At 73.2% G+C, this 16,367-nt stretch carries 14 protein-coding genes, 1 tRNA gene and 1 pseudogene; 6 read left to right on the top strand and 10 right to left on the bottom strand.

Annotation, left to right across the window (positions count from 1 at the left end; all coding sequences use genetic code 11):
* Positions 1–20: 20 nt before the first annotated feature.
* Positions 21–93, bottom strand: a tRNA-Thr gene (locus ACQP2P_RS03025).
* An 86-nt stretch (positions 94–179) separates the two neighbouring features.
* Between ACQP2P_RS03025 and ACQP2P_RS03020 the strand changes: the two genes are divergently transcribed.
* Positions 180–2,000, top strand: a complete 1,821-nt coding sequence (locus tag ACQP2P_RS03020; protein WP_433618944.1) for a metallophosphoesterase — start codon at positions 180–182, stop codon at positions 1,998–2,000.
* Between the two features lie 454 nt (positions 2,001–2,454).
* Here the strand turns inward: ACQP2P_RS03020 and ACQP2P_RS03015 are convergent, their stop codons facing one another.
* The 5 genes from ACQP2P_RS03015 to tmk all read right to left on the bottom strand — a co-directional run bounded on the left by ACQP2P_RS03015 (position 2,455) and on the right by tmk (position 7,890).
* Positions 2,455–3,129 carry a hypothetical protein gene (locus ACQP2P_RS03015; RefSeq protein ID WP_433613035.1) on the bottom strand — a complete coding sequence of 225 codons (675 nt, stop codon included), beginning with the start codon at positions 3,127–3,129 and terminating at the stop codon, positions 2,455–2,457.
* Positions 3,130–3,338: 209 nt separating this feature from the next.
* Positions 3,339–3,629, bottom strand: a complete 291-nt coding sequence (locus ACQP2P_RS03010) for a hypothetical protein (protein ID WP_433613033.1) — start codon at positions 3,627–3,629, stop codon at positions 3,339–3,341.
* An 86-nt stretch (positions 3,630–3,715) separates the two neighbouring features.
* A complete protein-coding gene (locus ACQP2P_RS03005) occupies positions 3,716–4,036 on the bottom strand; it encodes a YbaB/EbfC family nucleoid-associated protein (protein ID WP_433613031.1) in 321 nt (106 codons plus the stop codon).
* Between the two features lie 501 nt (positions 4,037–4,537).
* Positions 4,538–5,737, bottom strand: a complete 1,200-nt coding sequence (locus ACQP2P_RS03000) for a DNA polymerase III subunit delta' (RefSeq protein ID WP_433613029.1) — start codon at positions 5,735–5,737, stop codon at positions 4,538–4,540.
* Positions 5,734–7,890, bottom strand: a complete 2,157-nt coding sequence (tmk, locus tag ACQP2P_RS02995) for a dTMP kinase (protein ID WP_433613027.1) — start codon at positions 7,888–7,890, stop codon at positions 5,734–5,736. The genes ACQP2P_RS03000 and tmk overlap by 4 nt, the downstream gene beginning before the upstream one ends.
* Positions 7,891–8,086: 196 nt before the next feature.
* On the opposite strand from tmk, the gene ACQP2P_RS02990 reads away from it, so the two are divergent.
* Genes ACQP2P_RS02990 through ACQP2P_RS02970 form a run of 5 tightly spaced genes read left to right on the top strand, consistent with a single transcriptional unit; the run spans position 8,087 to position 11,920 of the window.
* Complete coding sequence (locus ACQP2P_RS02990; protein WP_433613025.1) at positions 8,087–9,283, top strand: amino acid deaminase/aldolase; 1,197 nt, start codon at positions 8,087–8,089, stop codon at positions 9,281–9,283.
* A complete protein-coding gene (locus ACQP2P_RS02985) occupies positions 9,283–10,206 on the top strand; it encodes an SAM-dependent methyltransferase (RefSeq protein ID WP_433613023.1) in 924 nt (307 codons plus the stop codon). The genes ACQP2P_RS02990 and ACQP2P_RS02985 overlap by 1 nt, the downstream gene beginning before the upstream one ends.
* 32 nt (positions 10,207–10,238) lie before the next feature.
* Positions 10,239–10,496: a DUF6364 family protein gene (locus ACQP2P_RS02980; protein ID WP_350612335.1), complete on the top strand. Its 258-nt coding sequence runs from the start codon at positions 10,239–10,241 to the stop codon at positions 10,494–10,496.
* Positions 10,474–10,773, top strand: coding sequence for a type II toxin-antitoxin system PemK/MazF family toxin (locus ACQP2P_RS02975; RefSeq protein WP_433613021.1), 300 nt, complete (start codon positions 10,474–10,476; stop codon positions 10,771–10,773). The genes ACQP2P_RS02980 and ACQP2P_RS02975 overlap by 23 nt, the downstream gene beginning before the upstream one ends.
* A 10-nt stretch (positions 10,774–10,783) precedes the next feature.
* On the top strand, positions 10,784–11,920 hold the full coding sequence (locus ACQP2P_RS02970) for an NADH-quinone oxidoreductase subunit D (protein ID WP_433613019.1): 1,137 nt from the start codon (positions 10,784–10,786) through the stop codon (positions 11,918–11,920).
* Positions 11,921–11,993: 73 nt separating this feature from the next.
* On the opposite strand, the gene ACQP2P_RS02965 is transcribed toward ACQP2P_RS02970, so the two are convergent.
* The 4 genes and pseudogenes from ACQP2P_RS02965 to ACQP2P_RS02950 form a co-directional block, all read right to left on the bottom strand.
* The gene (locus ACQP2P_RS02965; RefSeq protein ID WP_433613017.1) at positions 11,994–13,718 is read right to left on the bottom strand and encodes a hypothetical protein; all 1,725 of its coding nucleotides are present in this window, start codon (positions 13,716–13,718) and stop codon (positions 11,994–11,996) included.
* A gap of 94 nt (positions 13,719–13,812) precedes the next feature.
* Positions 13,813–14,903 (bottom strand): annotated as a pseudogene (locus ACQP2P_RS02960) (glycine betaine ABC transporter substrate-binding protein).
* Positions 14,904–14,997: 94 nt separating this feature from the next.
* On the bottom strand, positions 14,998–15,684 hold the full coding sequence (locus ACQP2P_RS02955; protein WP_433082813.1) for an ABC transporter permease: 687 nt from the start codon (positions 15,682–15,684) through the stop codon (positions 14,998–15,000).
* Positions 15,681–16,367 carry an ABC transporter permease gene (locus ACQP2P_RS02950; protein WP_433613014.1) on the bottom strand — a complete coding sequence of 229 codons (687 nt, stop codon included), beginning with the start codon at positions 16,365–16,367 and terminating at the stop codon, positions 15,681–15,683. The genes ACQP2P_RS02955 and ACQP2P_RS02950 overlap by 4 nt, the downstream gene beginning before the upstream one ends.

Here is a 16,367-nt window from a genome sequence, read left to right as displayed (position 1 = left end):
GAGTCCCGGGCCCTTGTCGGAGCCGCCTGACGGAATCGAACCGTCGACCTATTCATTACGAGTGAATCGCTCTGCCGACTGAGCTAAGGCGGCAACGGTTCCCAAGTGTACGGCACGCCCCGGGGTCGTGCGCGAGGGGATTCCCCGTCGGCGCGCGCCCGGGTAACGTCCCGCGCGTGATGCCCGACGATATGCCGCCCGCGCCGGGCGAACTGTCCGCCGACCCGGGCGAGCCCCTCCTGCCGATCCCCCAGGAGGACGACGAGGCCCAGCCGATCGCCCCCGGTGGCCGGCCGACCGCGCTGGACCCGGACCAGATGGGGTTCACGCCGCGCCGGGCGGTGCCGTGGCTGAGCCCGGTGCTGCTCAGCGGGACGGCGGTGCGGGTGCTGCTGGCCGACCTCTTCGGGGCGTACCTCGACAAGCGCGAGCTGCAGGACGCGCTGTCCGCACGCATCCTGCGCGAGGGGGCGGGCTTCGCCGGCGAGGTCACCGACGAGGGCGAGTGGCCCGACACCCGCGAGCTGTGGGTGGACTTCGCGGCCGACACCGGGGACGGGTTCAACGCGACCTACTCGGTGGCGTACCTGCTGGCCCAGCCGAGCCTGACCGTGGACGGGCACGAGCTGCCGCGGGGCGAGGTGCTGGTGCTCGGCGGGGATCAGGTCTATCCGACGGCGAGCGGGCAGCAGTACGAGGACCGCTTCAAGGGCCCGTTCCGCGCGGCGATGCCGGAGCCGCCCGCGGAGGGACCCCGGCCGCGGATGTACGCGGTGCCGGGCAACCACGACTGGTACGACGGCCTGACCGCCTTTCTCCGGCTCTTCGTGCGCGGCGACGAGGGCTCGGTCGGCGGCTGGCGGACCCGGCAGTCGCGCTCCTACTTCGCCATCCAGCTGCCGAACCGGTGGTGGCTGCTCGGGCTCGACGTGCAGGGCGGCGCCTACATCGACGACCCGCAGCTGCGGTACTTCCGCTCGGTGGCCGCCCGACTCGGCCCCGGCGACAAGGTCATCATCTGCCCGCCCTCGCCGAGCTGGGTGGAGTCGACCGACGACCGCAAGGCCTACGACAGCCTCGACTACTTCGTCCGCACGATCATCGCGCCCACCGGGGCCGACGTGCGCGCGATGATCTCCGGCGACCTGCACCACTACGCGCGCTACTCCCGCCCCGGCCGGGAGCTCATCACCTCGGGCGGCGGCGGGGCGTACCTCTACCCGACCCACGAGCTGCCCGAGCAGATCTCCGTCCCGCCGGTGCGCACGCTGGTCCGCAACGCGTCGCCCTCGAAGACCTACGAGCTGCGGCGCACGTTCCCCACCAAGGCGCAGTCGCGCGGCCTCGCGTTCGGCGTCTTCTGGCGCGTGCCGTGGCGCAACCCGATGTTCCTGGGCCTGCTGGGGATGCTGCAGACGCTCACCATGCTCGCGTTCGTCAACGCCGCCGACCGTGTGATCTCCGGCGTGGAGCAGCGGCTGGTCACCGTGCCGGCCCTGCTCATGGTGGTCATCGACATCCTCGGCACCTGCCTGCTGGCCATGCCCCGCTCGGCCGGCCAGCGAAGGCCCCGGCACTGGCTGCTCGGCGCCCTGCACGGCCTGGCCTTCGTGGGGCTGGCGACGCTGGGCACCTGGGCGTGGCTCAGCCTGCCCTTCGTGGACCTCGCCTGGCCGTTGCCCCTGCTCATCTCGATCGTCCTGTACCTGCCGCTGTCGGGCGTCGCCGCGGGCGAGCTGTTCGCGTTGTACCTGCTCGTCGCGGCCAAGTTCGACGTGAACGTGAACGAGCTCTTCGCCGGGCAGGGCATCACCGGCTACAAGGGCTTCCTGCGCCTGCACTTCCGGGCGGACGGCTCGCTCGTCATCTACCCGATCGGCGTGCGGCGGACCGGCCGCCACTGGCACGCCCGCCCCTCGGCCGCGCCCTCGGCGCCCTGGTTCGAGCCGGGCCGCCCGATGGACGTGCACCTCATCGACGAACCGATCGAGATTCGATGAGCCGTACTGGCAGTTCCTCGTGTTCGCGACCGTGCTCGTGCTCAACCCCGGCGCCGACCGCACCGTCGTCGTGAAGCACACCCTGACGGGCGGCGCGCCGCGGGACGCCCGGGCAACGGTCGGCGTGACGGCGTGACGGCGTGACGGCGTGACGGCGTCGAGCGTGGTGCAGGGCCTGCTCGCGGTGGCCGGCCTGGACGCGGTCGCGGTGCGCGTGGAGCCCGGGCGCACGCAGCCGGAATCTGCGCTCGGCGCGCTGCGCGTGCCGCGCGGAATCTGGGCCGGATGCGGGCCGGCTGATCCGCGGGGCCGGGCCTACAGCGTCACCCGGGTGACTCCCGTGATCGAGGCGGCACCCCGCGGCACTTGCGGGCCCCACGAACACCAGGCGCACGCAGCCGGAATCAGCGCTCGGCGCCGCGTGTGCCGCGCCGAATCTCGACCTGAGCAGGGCCTACAGCGTCACCCGGGTGACTCCCGTGATCGAGGCGGCACCCCGCGGCACTTGCGGGGGCAGATACTCGAGCGCGCCGAGCCGCCCCTCGTACCGCTTGCGCAGCCGATCGGCGGCATCGAGCGCGTCGGCGGCCGTCCGCAGCACCCGCTCCGCGATCCGCGCCGCCGCCGCGACGGCCTCGGGCTCCTGCGCCGCGGTCACGACGACGACGGCCTCGGCGGACTGCAGGACGCGGGCAACGGCCTCGGCCAGCTCGGACCGGAACTCCTCGGCCCACCCGGCGACGCCGTCGAGATAGGCGGCGGTGGCATCGACGCGCCCCACGATGCTGTTCTCGTCGCCCCCGATGAACGCGGCCAGCGCGGCCCACGCGACGCCGAAGGCCTCGGCCCCGCTGCCCTCCCAGCCGCTGCCCCGAACATCGGCGGAGAGCCGCTCCGGCAGCACGCGGAAGTGATCCCCCAGCCCGCGCAGCTCCTGGACGGCGGCGCGGATCGAGCCCACGTCGAGCCGCAACGCGTAGTCGAGCACCTCCCCGGGCATCGCCCCCACCCGCACCAGCAGCCCTTCGACGCGACTACCGGCCGAGACCCCGCCCGCGTCGAGCAGCACCTCAACCCGGCGGAACAGATCGTCGCCCGGCCCGGCCAGCCGATCCAGCGCGTCAGTCATCGCCGCCTCCGACGATCAACTCCGGCGCCGAACCACAGCACACAACCGAGCCGACCCAGCACGTCCGTCATCGCCGCCCCCGATGGTCCACCTCGGCGCCGAACCGCGGTGCACAGCCGAGCCGACCGAGCGCGTCCGTCATCGCCGCTCCCGACGGTCCACTTCGGAGCCGAACCGCAGCACACAACCGAGCCGATCAAGCGCGTCCGTCATGGCCGCCCCTGAAGGTCTTCCTCGGCGCCGCGATAGCCCGCGGCCGCCCGCCGCAACGCGTGGGCCGTCTCGGCCAGCCGCGCGCCGTGCTCGACGGCCTCGCGTCCGCGATCGTTCAGGGCGATCGCGAGCAGCCGGTGCAGGTCTCGTCCGGTCTGCCCGAGCGCGCCGTCGGAGTCGGCCCCGAACGCCCGCGCGCCGGGGTCGATGATGTTGATGGTGGTGCTGGCCCGGGCCAGCCTGTCGCCGGCCTCCTCGAGCCGCTGCGCAAGGTCTTCGAGTCGCATCTCTTCCCCCGCCCGGCCGGCCGTTGCCCGGAACGCTCGTCGTGGAACCCGGCCGGTTCGTGGCCGCGCGCCCACGATGGTCGATGTCATTGGAGTTCGCGGTAGTCGCCGAAGGTCTCGGCCCGCAGCTTCCCGCGCGCCCAGGCCGCGGCGTCCGCGGCGGCGGTCACCGCCTCGCGGACCGAGCGCGACACGGTCTCGCTCGACCGGTTGTGCAGCGGGCCCTCGATCCGCACGTCGCGGATCGTTCCGTCGGCGGTGACCAGGACCTCGACCAGCCCGTCGGCCGATCGCACGGCCACCTCGACGGTCGTCACCGCCTTGTCGAACCGGGCCTGCAGCTCCTCGATGCGGCGGTAGCGCTCGACCGCCTCCTCGATCCAAGTCTCGTCGATCTCGCGCCCCATTCGACCTCCCGCGCCCGACCGTACGGCACCCCGACGCCCCCACGGAAGACCGAATCCAACCCTGTGGACAACCCCGCCCCGCTATCCACAACCGACGGGTAACCAGAGTCTGGACCGCCAACCGCCGTCGATGGGTCGTTCCCCGGGCCGCCGCCAGGGCGAGACCACCCGACGCCCCACCGATGCCGAGGACAGGCGAGCCCTCCACGAACGCGGCGCAAACACACCGCAACGCAGGGCCAGCGCGAGCACGCCGCAACGCAAGGCCGGCGCAAGCACAGGGCCAGCGCGAGCACGCCGCAACGCAAGGCCGGCGCAAGCACAGGGCCAGCGCGAGCACGCCGCAACGCAAGGCCGGCGCAAGCACAGGGCCAGCGCGAGCACGCCGCGACGCAAGGCCGGCGCAAGCACAGGGCCAGCGCGAGCACGCCGCGACGCAAGGCCGAAGCCAGCACGCCGCAGCGCGAGGTCGGCGCCACACCGAAGGTCGTGCTCCCCGGATCAGCCCCGCCAGAGGGCCAGCATCATGGCCTCGACCGCGATCCGCGGCTTCACGTTCGCCTCGATGGCGACGCGGCACTCCAGCACCGCCTCCAGCCGCCGCAGCGCGCTCTCGCCCGTCCACTTCTCCGCCGCGGCCGTCGCCAGCTCGTCGACGTCGCCGTGCACGGGGGCCACGTCGGCACCGAAGGCGTTGGCGATCACGTCGCGGTAGAAGCCGGCCAGGTCGACCAGGGCGCGGTCCAGCGAGTCGCGCTGGGCCCGGGTCGCGCGGGACTTCTGGCGGCGCTCGAGGTCCTTCAGCTGGCCCGCCGAGCCCCGCACCGCGCCCGCGGCGCCCTTGCCGGTGCCGCCCGCGCCCAGGGCCGTCTCCAGGGCCGAGCGCTCCTTCGCGTCGACCTCGGCGACCGACGCGGCGGCCTCGGCCTCGGCCGCCTCGATCAGGGCGCTCGCGGCGTCGAAGGCGGCGCCGATGCCGGTGAGGCGGCGCGGCACGGCGAGCACCGCGTCCCGCCGGCTGCGCGCCTGCGGATCGCGGGCCAGGCGCCGGGCCCGCCCGACGTGCCCCTGCGACGCGGCGGCCGCCCACGCGGCGGTCTGCTCGTCGATGCCGTCGCGCCGGTGCAGGACCGCGGCGATGGCCTCGGCCGGGGGTTGGCGCAGCGGTACGACCCGGCAGCGCGACCGAATCGTCACCGAGATGTCGTCGGGGTGGGTGCTCGGCGTGCACAGCAGGAAGACCGTGCGCGGCGGCGGCTCCTCGACCGCCTTCAGCAGCGCGTTGCCGGCGGCCTCGGTCAGACGGTCGGCGTCCTCGACCAGCAGCACCTGCCAGCGCCCCTGGGTCGGCGAGCTCGCGGCCCGCAGCACGAGCGCGCGCATCTCGCCGACGGCGATCGACAGGCCCTCCGGCACCACGAACCGCACGTCCGCGTGCGTGCCGGTCAGCGCGGTGTGGCAGGCCGGGCACGTGCCGCAGCCGCCGTTGGGGCACTGCAGCGCCGCGGCGAACGTGCGCGCGGCGACCGACCGCCCCGACCCCGGCGGCCCGGTGAACAGCCACGCGTGGGTCATCGCCTGCTGCCCGGCCGCGTCCGGCGCGTCCCCGCGCACGATCGCGTCGGCCGCCTCGACGGCCCGCGAAAGCGTCGCCACGGCATCCGGCTGCCCGACCAGCTCGTCGAAGATCGGCGGCGTCATACCCGCGACTCCTGACCGGACGACAAGCCGGAGGCCCCGCCCGGCTTCCCGGGGGCGTCCGGGTCGTCGGAGGAGCCGGCGGAGCCGGAGGACGTGGAGGAGGGGCCGGCGGAGGAGGTGCCCGGGTCGCCCGTCAGGGCCGAGGCGACCTCGGCCGCGTCGTGCAGGACCTTCTCGATGGAGGACTCGGCCTCGGGAATGAGGTGGCGCACCCGCTGCAGAATCCCCTCCGCCAGCGCGTCGACCCCGTTGGTCGCGTCCAGCACGAGATAGCGGCTCGGGTCCGCCGAGGCCAGGTCCAGGAAGGCATACCGCACCCGCTCGTGGAAGGCCAGCGACTCGCTCTCCAGCCGGTCCGCCTCCCCGCGCTTGCCGGCCCGCGCCAGCCCGACCGACGGGTCCAGGTCGAGCAGCACCACGAGGTCCGGCTTGAGCCCGCCCGTCGCCCACTTCGACAGCCACGACACCTCGTCGACCGGCAGGGTGCGCCCGGCGCCCTGGTAGGCGAGCGACGAGTCGACGTACCGATCGCTGATGACCACCGCCCCGCGCTCCAGCGCCGGACGGACCACGGAGGCCACGTGGTGCGCCCGGTCGGCCGCGTAGAGCAGCGCCTCGGCCCGGGGCGTCAACACCTCGCCGCCCTCGGCCGGCCGGTCGAGCACCAGGCTGCGGATGCGCGACCCGACCGGCGTGGCCCCCGGCTCGTGGGTGACCACGACCTCGCGCCCGATCGCGCGCAGCCCGTCGGCGAGCCGGTTGACCTGTGTCGACTTGCCCGCGCCCTCGCCGCCCTCGAACACGATGAAGACCCCGCTCGCGGCGCGCGGTTCGGCGGGGCTGAGCGGGCGGCCGCGGACCGAGCCGATCAGGTCGGCGAAGATCGGCACGCCCTTCTTGTCGTCCATCTGCTTCAGGGCGAACAGGCCCGCGAAGACGCCCAGGACGCCGGCGATGGCGAGCAGGGGCCGGGTGCTGGAGACGTCGAAGGCGTAGAAGCCCAGGTCGATCGTGCGGGTGCCGCCGAGGCCGACGATGATGCTGGACAGCGAGATGGTGAGCATGAGCACCACGCGGGTGCCCATCTGCACGAAGGCGAAGGCGCGGCCGCGCATGTCGTCGGCGACCTCGCCGCCGAGCAGCGTGGTGCCGGACAGGAACGCCATGCCGGCGCCGCCGCCGACCAGCAGCGCGCCGCCCACGGCGATGCTGAGGTGGGTGGCCAGGGCCAGGATGAGGACGGAGCCGGCGGCCAGGATGATCGACAGGCCGAACCAGCGGCGCCGGGACAGGGCCCCGACGAGCTTGGGTCCGCCCGCGATGCCGACCCCGAGGCCGAGGAAGAGCACGGCGAAGAGCAGCGCGAACGCCTTGGTGCCGGCGCCCAGCGAGGTCGCGTAGAACTTGGCGGTGCCGACCACCACGCCGCCGCCGGCGAAGGCGCCGAAGATGCCCAGCACCAGGCCGCGCACGAGCGGCGTCTTGCTGACGAAGGCCCAGCCCTGGGTGAACTCGCGGATCATGCCGGGCTTGCGCTCGACCCCCGCGGTGCGCCGGCCGCTGATCTCGCGGATGCCGAAGAACACGGTGCCCGCGGTGGCCAGGAACGTCAGCGCGTTGAACCACAGCGCGACGGTGCTGGGCTGCAGACCGGCGGGCGTGGCGGGGCCGAAGATCGAGGTGATCAGCCACTGCAGCCCGATGAGCACGAGCGCGGCGACGACGGGCGTGATGCCGTAGGTCGTGGCGAGGGTGAGCTGGTTGGCGGTCTCCAGCCGCGCCCGGGGCAGCAGGTTGGGCACCGCCGCCTCCTTCGCCGGCGTCCAGATCATCGCGACCGTCTCGATCACGAAGGTGGCGATCGCGGTCCAGGTGATGACCAGGGCGGCGTCGCGCGTGACGAGGGCCGCGGCCGGGATGGAGGCGAAGAACGCGAAGCGCAGCAGGTCGCAGACGACCATCGTCAGCCGCCGGTCGAACCGGTCGGCGAAGACGCCCGCCACCGGCCCGAGGATCAGCGCGGGCAGCAGGCGCACGGCGATGACCGAGCCGAACGCGACGCCCTGGGCGGCCTCGTTGGACACCTGCGCGGCGGCGAACGTGGAGGCGGCGAGCAGGCCGAGCCAGTCGCCGAGGGACGAGAGGCCGAGCACCGCCCACAGCCGGCGGAAAGGCCGGATGCGCAGGACGGCGCTCAGCTCCCCGAATCCGGAAAGATCGCTGCTGGCGATGGCGGCACCCCCTAGAATCTCCGGTCCTCACGCTACAGGCCACCCCCGACAATTTCGGAGGCGCGCCCGAGGACGCGAGGTTCTTTCATCTTCATGGGGTACCGGTTACCGTGACGTCGTGTCCAACGCTCGTGCCCGTTATGACCGGGCTACCGCCGATCTCGACCCGCCGTTCGCGATCGTGGACCTGGATGCCTTCGACAGCAACAGCGCAAGCCTGGTGAACCGGGCCGCGGGCAAGCCGCTGCGCGCGCCGAGCAAGTCGGTGCGCGTCCGCGCGCTGATCGAGCGCGCCCTGGCCCAGCCGGGCTGGCGCGGCATCATGGCGTTCACTCTTCCGGAGGCGATCTGGCTCGCCGGGCACGGCACCGCGGACGACATCCTGGTCGCCTACCCCACCGCCGACCGCGCCGCCCTGCGCCGCCTGGCCACGGACGAGAAGCTGGCCGCCACGATCACCGTGATGGTCGACGGCGTCGAGCAGCTCGACCTCGTCGACGCGCTCGTCCCCGCCGATCGGCGGGCCGCGCCCGTGCGCGTCTGCATCGACCTCGACGCCTCCTGGCGGCCGGTGTCCAAGGTGCACATCGGCGTGCGCCGCTCCCCCGTGCACAGCCCGCGGCAGGCCGGCGAGCTGGCCGCCGCGATCGCCGCGCGGCCGGGGTTCCGCCTGGTGGGGCTGATGTCCTACGAGGCGCAGATCGCCGGCCTGGGCGACGCCCCGCCCGGGCGCCCGGTGCGCGGCCTGCTGATCCGGGCCATCCAGCGCCGCTCGATGCCGGAGCTGCTCGCCCGCCGGGCCGCGGTCGTGGCCGAGGTGCGCCGCCACGCCGACCTGGAGTTCGTCAACGGCGGCGGGACCGGCAGCGTGGCCGCGACGGCCGCCGACCCGGCCGTGACCGAGGTCGCCGCCGGATCGGGGCTCTTCGGGCCGTGGCTCTTCGACGGGTACACCAACTGGCGCCCGGAACCCGCCGCGCTCTTCGCCCTGTCGGTCGTGCGGCGCCCCAACGCGGACACCGTGACCACGCTCGGCGGCGGCTGGATCGCCTCCGGCGAGGCGTCGCCGACGCGCCAGCCGCTGCCCTGGCTGCCGGAGGGCCTCAAGCTGATCGGCACCGAGGGCGCGGGCGAGGTGCAGACCCCGCTCGTCGGCCCGGGCGCGGCCGGCCTGCGGGTCGGCGACCGGGTGTACTTCCGCCACTCCAAGGCCGGCGAGCTGTGCGAACACGTCAACGAGGTGCACCTGGTGCAGGGCGACCGGATCGTCGACGTCGTCCCGACCTACCGCGGCGAGGGCCGAGCGTTCCTGTGATGCTGTGGCGTCAGGCGATGGACGCGGCCCTCTACGGACCGGAGGGCTTCTTCCTGCGACACCGCCCGGCGGATCACTTCCGCACCAGCGTGCACGCCTCGCCGCTGTTCGCCGGGGCCGTCGCCACACTGCTGGGCCGCCTCGACGAGGCCCTCGACCGCCCGGCGCGCCTCGACCTCGTGGACGTCGGCGCCGGCCGGGGCGAGCTGCTGATCGCCGTCCTGGCCGCACTGCCGGGCGACCTGCGCCGGCGGGTGCGCGCGACCGGGGTCGAGCGGGCCCCTCGACCGGGTGAACTGCCGTCCCCGATCGGGTGGACCACGACGCCGCCCGAGGGGACCGCCGGACTGCTGATCGCCACCGAGTGGCTCGACAACGTGCCCGTGGACATCGTCGAGCTCGGCACCGATTTCCGGATTCGGTACCTCCAGAGCGACCTCACCCCCGCCGACGACCCCATCGCCCCGGCCGACCGGGCGTGGCTGGAGCGCTGGTGGCCGCTGGACGGCGCCCCGCCCGGGGCGCGGGCCGAGATCGGCCGGCCGCGCGACGAGGCCTGGGCCGCCGCGGTCGCCACCGTCGAGCGCGGCCTGGCCCTGGCCGTCGACTACGGGCACTTCGCGGCCGGGCGCCCGCTCTTCGGCACGCTGGCCGCGTTCCGCGACGGCCGGCCGGTCGAGCCGGTGCCGGACGGCGAGCGCGACCTGACCGCGCACGTCGCGCTCGACTCGCTGGGCGCCCCGGTCCTGCCCCAGCGCGAGGCCCTGCGCCTGCTCGGCGTGGACGGCGCCCGGCCGCCCCTCGCGCTCGCGAGCACCGACCCGGCCGCCTACGTGCGCGCCCTGGCCCGCGCCTCGGCCGCGGGCGAGCTCACCGACCCGGGCGGGCTGGGCGGCCACTACTGGGTCATGCACTGGGTATGACCGATGGTCATACCAGCGGTACACTCGATGGCATGACGACGAAGGTGACCCTCTCGTTCTCCGATCAGACCATCGCCGACGCCCGGCACTGGGCCGAGCGCGACGGGGTGTCGCTCAGCGCGTGGATCGACCGCGCCACGCAGGAGCGGGCCCTGCGGGAGATCTTCTCGGCCCACGCCGAGGCGGTCCGCCGCGCCAAGATCGATCTCGACGCGTCCGCACTCGCCGACGAGGAGGAGATCGCGATCGTCGACGCCGAGCTATACCGTGGACGCCGTGCGTCGCGGTGAAGTGTGGCTCATCAAGGGTGCCCGTGAGCGGCTCGGCCTGGTCATCAGCTCGGACGTCTTCAACGGCACCGACGTCCCCGTCGTCATCGTGGCCGAGGTGACCGACGCCGAGGAGCTGCGCGACTCGCCGCTCGCGGTCGAGCTCGACGAGTACGTCGTCATGCCCGACCGGCTCTCCTCGCCGCTCAAGCGGTGGTTCGTGGAGCGGGTGGCGGTCGCCGATACCAGCACCATGCACAACGTATCGAGAGCGCTGCGCATCCTGCAGGACCTCTAGAGTTGACCCCATGACGTCCGAGGTCACCGTCGGCACGGGTGCCGGGCTCGACACCGCCGACATGGTGCTCAACATCGGCCCGCAGCACCCCTCCACCCACGGCGTGCTGCGCCTGCGGCTGGTGCTGGACGGCGAGCGGGTCATCAGCGCCGAGCCGATCATCGGATACATGCACCGCGGCGCCGAGAAGCTCTTCGAGGTGCGCGACTACCGCCAGATCATCATGCTGGCCAACCGGCACGACTGGCTCTCGGCGTTCTGCAACGAGCTCGGCGTGGTGCTCGCCGTCGAGCGGCTGATGGGCATCGAGGTCCCCGAGCGGGCCGTGTGGCTGCGCACCGCCCTCGCCGAGCTCAACCGGGTGCTCAACCACCTGATGTTCCTCGGCTCCTACCCGCTGGAGATCGGCGCCATCACGCCGGTCTTCTACGCCTTCCGCGAGCGCGAGACGATCCAGGCCGTGCTCGAGGAGGCCTCGGGCGGGCGGATGCACTACATGTACAACCGCGTCGGCGGGCTCAAGGAGGAGGTCCCGGCCGGCTGGACCAGCCGCGCCCGGACCGCGATCGACCAGGTCCGCCGGCGCATGCCCGACCTGGACAACCTGATCCGCAAGAACGAGATCTTCCTGGCCCGCACGAAGGGCGTCGGGGTGCTCAGCGCCGCCGACGCGGCCGCGTTCGGCGCCTCAGGGCCGGTCGGGCGGGCCTCCGGGCTCGATCTCGACCTGCGCCGGGACGAGCCCTACCTCGCCTACGGCGAGCTGTCGGTGCCGGTGGTGACCCGCACGGCGGGCGACTGCCACGCGCGCTTCGAGGTGCTGCTGGACCAGGTGTACGTCTCGCTCGACCTCGCCCAGCAGTGCCTCGACCGGGTGGACCAGCTGACCGGCCCGGTGAACGTGCGCCTGCCGAAGGTCGTCAAGGCGCCCGAGGGCCACACCTACGCGTGGACCGAGAATCCGCTCGGCATCAACGGGTACTACCTCGTCTCCCGCGGCGAGAAGACCCCCTGGCGGCTCAAGCTGCGCACCGCCTCCTACGCCAACGTGCAGGCGCTGTCCACGCTCCTGCCCGGCACGCTGGTGCCCGACCTGATCGCGATCCTGGGCTCGATGTTCTTCGTCGTCGGCGACATCGACAAGTAGCGCCGCCCCGACGGACCGCGAGACGACGCCGCGCGACTCGGAGAGGTGACGCGACGCCGGGCGCGAGAGCCGGTCAGCGCCAGCGGTCGTCGCTGCCCTCGAAGTCGACGATCGGCCGGGCCGCCCGGCCGCCGCGGTACTCGTCGCGAGCGCCGTTCCAGCCGTACTCCTCGTCGTCGTCCGCCCGCGCCCGCCGCGACACCCGCTCGTCCTCGCGCCCGGGCATGGGCCAGCGCTCGTCCTCACGGGAGCCCGACGTCCAGCGCGAGGCCGGCTCGGCCGGGGACGCGGGCAGCGCCGCCTGCGCACCGCCGATCGCCCGCTCGGAGCGGCGCACCTCGGACCAGCGCGTCGAGCCGGTGTCGTCGCGCCGGCCCTCCTCGTAGGTGCTCTCCGACCACTGCCCCTCGGGCCGCCGGCCCACCTCGACCCGGGCCTGCTCGCCGGAGGCCCAGCTGCGCTCGCGCTCCCGCCGCGCCTCGGAGCGGCGGGGACTCTCGGTGCCGGACTCGTAGCGGCTCTCGAACCGGGCGTCGTAGGCCTCGTCCTCGCGGTCGTCCGGCTCGGCCCGCCGCCGCCCGCGCCGCTCGCCCAGCCGGTCGTCACGGTCGTTCGGGCCGGCGCGGTGGCCGCCGGTGGGCGAGTCGTCGGGGTGGTACCCCTCCTGCCGCACGGAGGCCCAGCGGTCCTCGATGCGCACGTGCGTGCCGGTCTCGTCGGCGTGCACGGCCGAGCGCCGCTCCCCCATGCGCAGCTCGCGACCGCCGCGCTCGTCGCTGTGCACGGAGGCCCAGCGGTCGGTGGTGCGCACGCCGGTCACGCTGTCGTCATCGTCGTCCGGCTCAGCCCGGCGCCGGCCCCCGCCGCGCCGCTCGACGTCGGCGCCGCGGGACGGGGCCTGCGGCCACTCGCCGCTCTCGGCCCGGGCCATCCGCTCGCGCAGCAGCTGCTCGGTCCAGGAGTTCTGCTCGCGGGCCTGGTCGCGCAGCTGCTCGCGGCTACGTTCGCCGCGGCCGTGCTCCTCGCGCTCGTCCCGGCGGCCGTAGTCGTCACGACGCTCTTCGCGGTGGCCGTACTCCTCGCGGTGGCCGTACTCGTGGCGCTCGTCCCGCTGACCGTAGTCGTCGCGGCGCTCCGGGCGGCGGCCGTACTCCTCGCCACGGGGCTCGGGCCGCGGCTCGGGTCGCGACGGGAGGCGCTCGGAGCGGTCCGGGCGGCGCTGCTGCGGGATGTCGGCGCGCGGCCCGCCGCCGTAGACGGTGCCGGAGCGGGACTCGGCCGGGTCGACGACCATCGTCTTCGTGGTGACCTGCACGGTCTCGGTGTGCCGCAGCACGCCCTGGGGCACCGCCGCCGAGCCGCCGCTCGGGTGGTTCGGTGGCGGAGGCTGGGCGGCGGCCCGCTCGAGCTGCCCGCGCAGCATCTCGACCTGGTTGCGCAGCGCGTCGACGGTCTCGTGCAGCACCCCGACGCGCTCCATGAGCTGGCCGTGGGTCTGCCGGGCGGCGTGCGTGATGTCGGCGCGGACGTTCTCGCGAAGGGTGTCGATCTCCTCGTACACCATCTCCTCGACCTCGCCCTTGACCGTCTCGCCCTCGCGCCGCAGCGCGATCGACAGGCCGATGAGGACGACGGCGAACAGGCCGAGCACCGCGGCGAACTGCAGCACGAAGCCGCTGCCCACGAGCAGGAGCAGGGCGGCCAGCGGGGCCAGCCCGACACCACCCCAGAAGAGCAGCTGGAGCAGCTTGGTGCTCCGCTTTTCCCCGGGTGGTCCGGTGGTCTCCGCGGCCGGCATGAGCAGAGAACTTACCCGCACTTGCCCGCAAACGAAATGTCCTCTCGTACCACCTCGATCGGGCGGTACGAGAGGACGACTTCCGATCTTCGGGCTAGCCCAGCGAGCCGTCGGACGAGAACACCAGCGCGAGCGAGGCGGTGCCCTTCTTCAGGGCGTCCTTGCTCTGCGGGCCGCCGGCGTCGAGGCTCAGCACCTTGCCGAACTGGATGCCGTAGGTCTTCTCCAGGCCCGGCTGGCAGAACGGGCGCTGCGGGCACTCGGCGGGGCCGCCCAGGACGGTGGCCTGACCCGAGCACTTGGCCGCGAAGTCGCTGAGCGTCTTCAGGCCGTTCTTCGACGCGAACTCCGACGTCACCGCGAACGCGTTGCCGTCGGTCGCCTTCGACGCCTTGCCGAAGGCCAGGCCCTGCTTGCCGCCCAGGTCCTTCAGCGCGGTCACGGTCGCGTCGACGTCACCGGAGGCGAGCGTCTTGGCGTCCTTGCCGTTGACGGACTGGTTGATGAACTCGGTGAGGGTCGCGGCATACTCCGGGACGACCTGAATGTCGCCCTTGGTGAGCTGCCCGTAGTAGACCTCGCGCTTGCCGATGGTCTGCACCGAGGCGTCGTAGCCCGCGGCGTCGAGGACCAGCTCGTAGAGCGCGCCGAGAGTGGCGCTCTCGGAGAAGTCCGCGGCGCCGATCTTGACGGCCCCGCCCTTGCCCTTCTCCAGGCCGGTGGTGAGGTTCGCGGTCTTGGCGAACTCCTCCGCCGCGACCTTCGAGGTCTTGCGGTCGACGTCGACCGCCTTGTTGAGCGCGATCAGCTTCTCGGGGGTGAGTGCGTCCGAGACCTTGTCCAGCGCGGCGATGAGCGCCGGGTCGGCGATCTTCGCGTTGATCGCTGGAATCACGTTGTCCGCCAGCTGGAGCTTCTTGTCGTCATCGAGGACGACCAGCTTCTCCCCAGCGACCGGGGCGCATCCCGCCCCGCTGACGCTCGCCGGCGCCTCGGTGCCCGAGGACCCCGACTCACCGCAGGCGGCGAGGCCCACACCGGCGAGACAGAGGAATACCCCGAGCGTGGCACGTATGGCTGTTCGCAAAACTTGGCCCGCCTTCCGTGTCCCGGCGCGATCACTGTGACCGGCCGCGTGTCCGACGGACGGCGCTTGAATGGCAAGGAAGCCCGCCCGCTGCTCAATAGGCAACTCCGGCGATGGAAATTCGGCAACCGCAACCAGGCACGTTTTTGTAACGACCGGTTACCCGCCTGTAGCACATATCACCTTTCGCGCTCAGGAACGCCCCGCGGCCCGGCGAAGGACCTTCGGTGTGAGCTTGCGCTCAATGATCGCCATCACACCGTCGGCGATCAATGCCAGCCCGGCCACGAGGATCGCCCCGGCGAGAATCTGCCCGCCGTGGCCGGGGCCGAGGCCGAAGCCGGCCGAGATGATCATGCCGAGCCCGCCCCCGTTGACCGCGGTGGCGAGGGTCGCCGTGGCCACCACCGTGGTCGTGGCGATGCGCAGGCCCGTGGCCAGGAACGGCACGGCGAGCGGGAGCTCGACGCGCAGGAGCTGCTGCGCCGTGGTCATGCCGACCCCCTTCGCCGCGTCGCGGACCTCGGGGTCGACCTCGCGCATGCCGGTGTACGCGTTGGCGAGCAGGGCCGGCAGCGAGAAGACCGCGAGTGCGATGATCACCGCGGGCTTGCCGAGGCCGATGGGCGTCAGCGACAGGATGGTCAGCAGCGCGATGACGGGGACGGCCTGGGTCAGGTTGGACAGCAGCACGATGACGCCGGAGGCGGCCCCGCGCCGGCCCAGCAGGATGCCGACGGGCCACGCGACGGCGCAGCCGATCAGTACCGCCGCCAAGGAGATCTCGATGTGCTCCGTCAGGCGCTCGACGATCCCGCCCGGATTGCTCCAGTTCAAGGGATCATTCAGCCACACGAATGCGTCATTGATGACACTCACAGCGTCCCCCGCCTCCTGGTCCACGGCGTCAGCGAGCGGCTGACGAGCATCAGCACCACATCGAGCACGAGCGCGAGCGCGACGCAGGCGATCGCGGCCGTGGAGATCTCGGCCTTGTAGTAGTTGTTGCGGAAGCCGGCGAGGATCAGCGAGCCCAGCCCGCCGTGCGAGCCGACGATCGCGCCGACCGTGACCAACGCCACTGTCGATACGGTCGCGAGCCGCAGCCCGGTGAGGATGCCCGGCAGGGCCAGCGGCAGCTCGACGCGCCAGAGCCGGGCGGATCGGCTGTAGCCCATCGCGGTCGCGGCCTCGCGCACGTCGTCGGGCACCTGGAGCAGGCCGGTGAGGGCGTTGCGGATGAGCAGGATCAGGGCGTAGGAGGTCAGCGCGAGAATCACCGGCGACCGTCCGGTGCCCATGAACGGAGCCAGGAAGGCGAGCAGGGCCAGCGACGGAATCGTGTAAAGCACGCCCGCTGATGTCAGAATCGGCGTGGCGAGCGGGCGCACCCAGTACGCCAGCACCGCCAGCGGAATCGCGATGACCACCGCGATCGCCACCGACCACAGCGTGATCACGACGTGGTCGAGCAGCGCATCCCGGATCGTGTCGGCGTTGTCCCGGACGTACGACCAGGAGAACCAGGGGTTGCCCGCCTCACCGCGAGCCAGGAAGGACAT

The organism is Dactylosporangium sp. CA-139114, from assembly GCF_050955725.1.
Taxonomy (GTDB): domain Bacteria; phylum Actinomycetota; class Actinomycetes; order Mycobacteriales; family Micromonosporaceae; genus Dactylosporangium.
This window is presented reverse-complemented; position numbering and strand designations above follow the sequence as displayed.

Coding starts and splice junctions, on each gene's coding strand:
- ACQP2P_RS02965 (WP_433613017.1), bottom strand. CDS start 13,718: ATGCCGGCCGCGGAGACCACCGGACCACCCGGGGAAAAGCGGAGCACC.
- ACQP2P_RS03015 (WP_433613035.1), bottom strand. CDS start 3,129: ATGACTGACGCGCTGGATCGGCTGGCCGGGCCGGGCGACGATCTGTTC.
- ACQP2P_RS03000 (WP_433613029.1), bottom strand. CDS start 5,737: ATGACGCCGCCGATCTTCGACGAGCTGGTCGGGCAGCCGGATGCCGTG.
- ACQP2P_RS02950 (WP_433613014.1), bottom strand. CDS start 16,367: ATGTCCTTCCTGGCTCGCGGTGAGGCGGGCAACCCCTGGTTCTCCTGG.
- ACQP2P_RS02980 (WP_350612335.1), top strand. CDS start 10,239: ATGACGACGAAGGTGACCCTCTCGTTCTCCGATCAGACCATCGCCGAC.
- ACQP2P_RS03010 (WP_433613033.1), bottom strand. CDS start 3,629: ATGCGACTCGAAGACCTTGCGCAGCGGCTCGAGGAGGCCGGCGACAGG.
- ACQP2P_RS03005 (WP_433613031.1), bottom strand. CDS start 4,036: ATGGGGCGCGAGATCGACGAGACTTGGATCGAGGAGGCGGTCGAGCGC.
- ACQP2P_RS02985 (WP_433613023.1), top strand. CDS start 9,283: ATGCTGTGGCGTCAGGCGATGGACGCGGCCCTCTACGGACCGGAGGGC.
- ACQP2P_RS03020 (WP_433618944.1), top strand. CDS start 180: ATGCCCGACGATATGCCGCCCGCGCCGGGCGAACTGTCCGCCGACCCG.
- ACQP2P_RS02970 (WP_433613019.1), top strand. CDS start 10,784: ATGACGTCCGAGGTCACCGTCGGCACGGGTGCCGGGCTCGACACCGCC.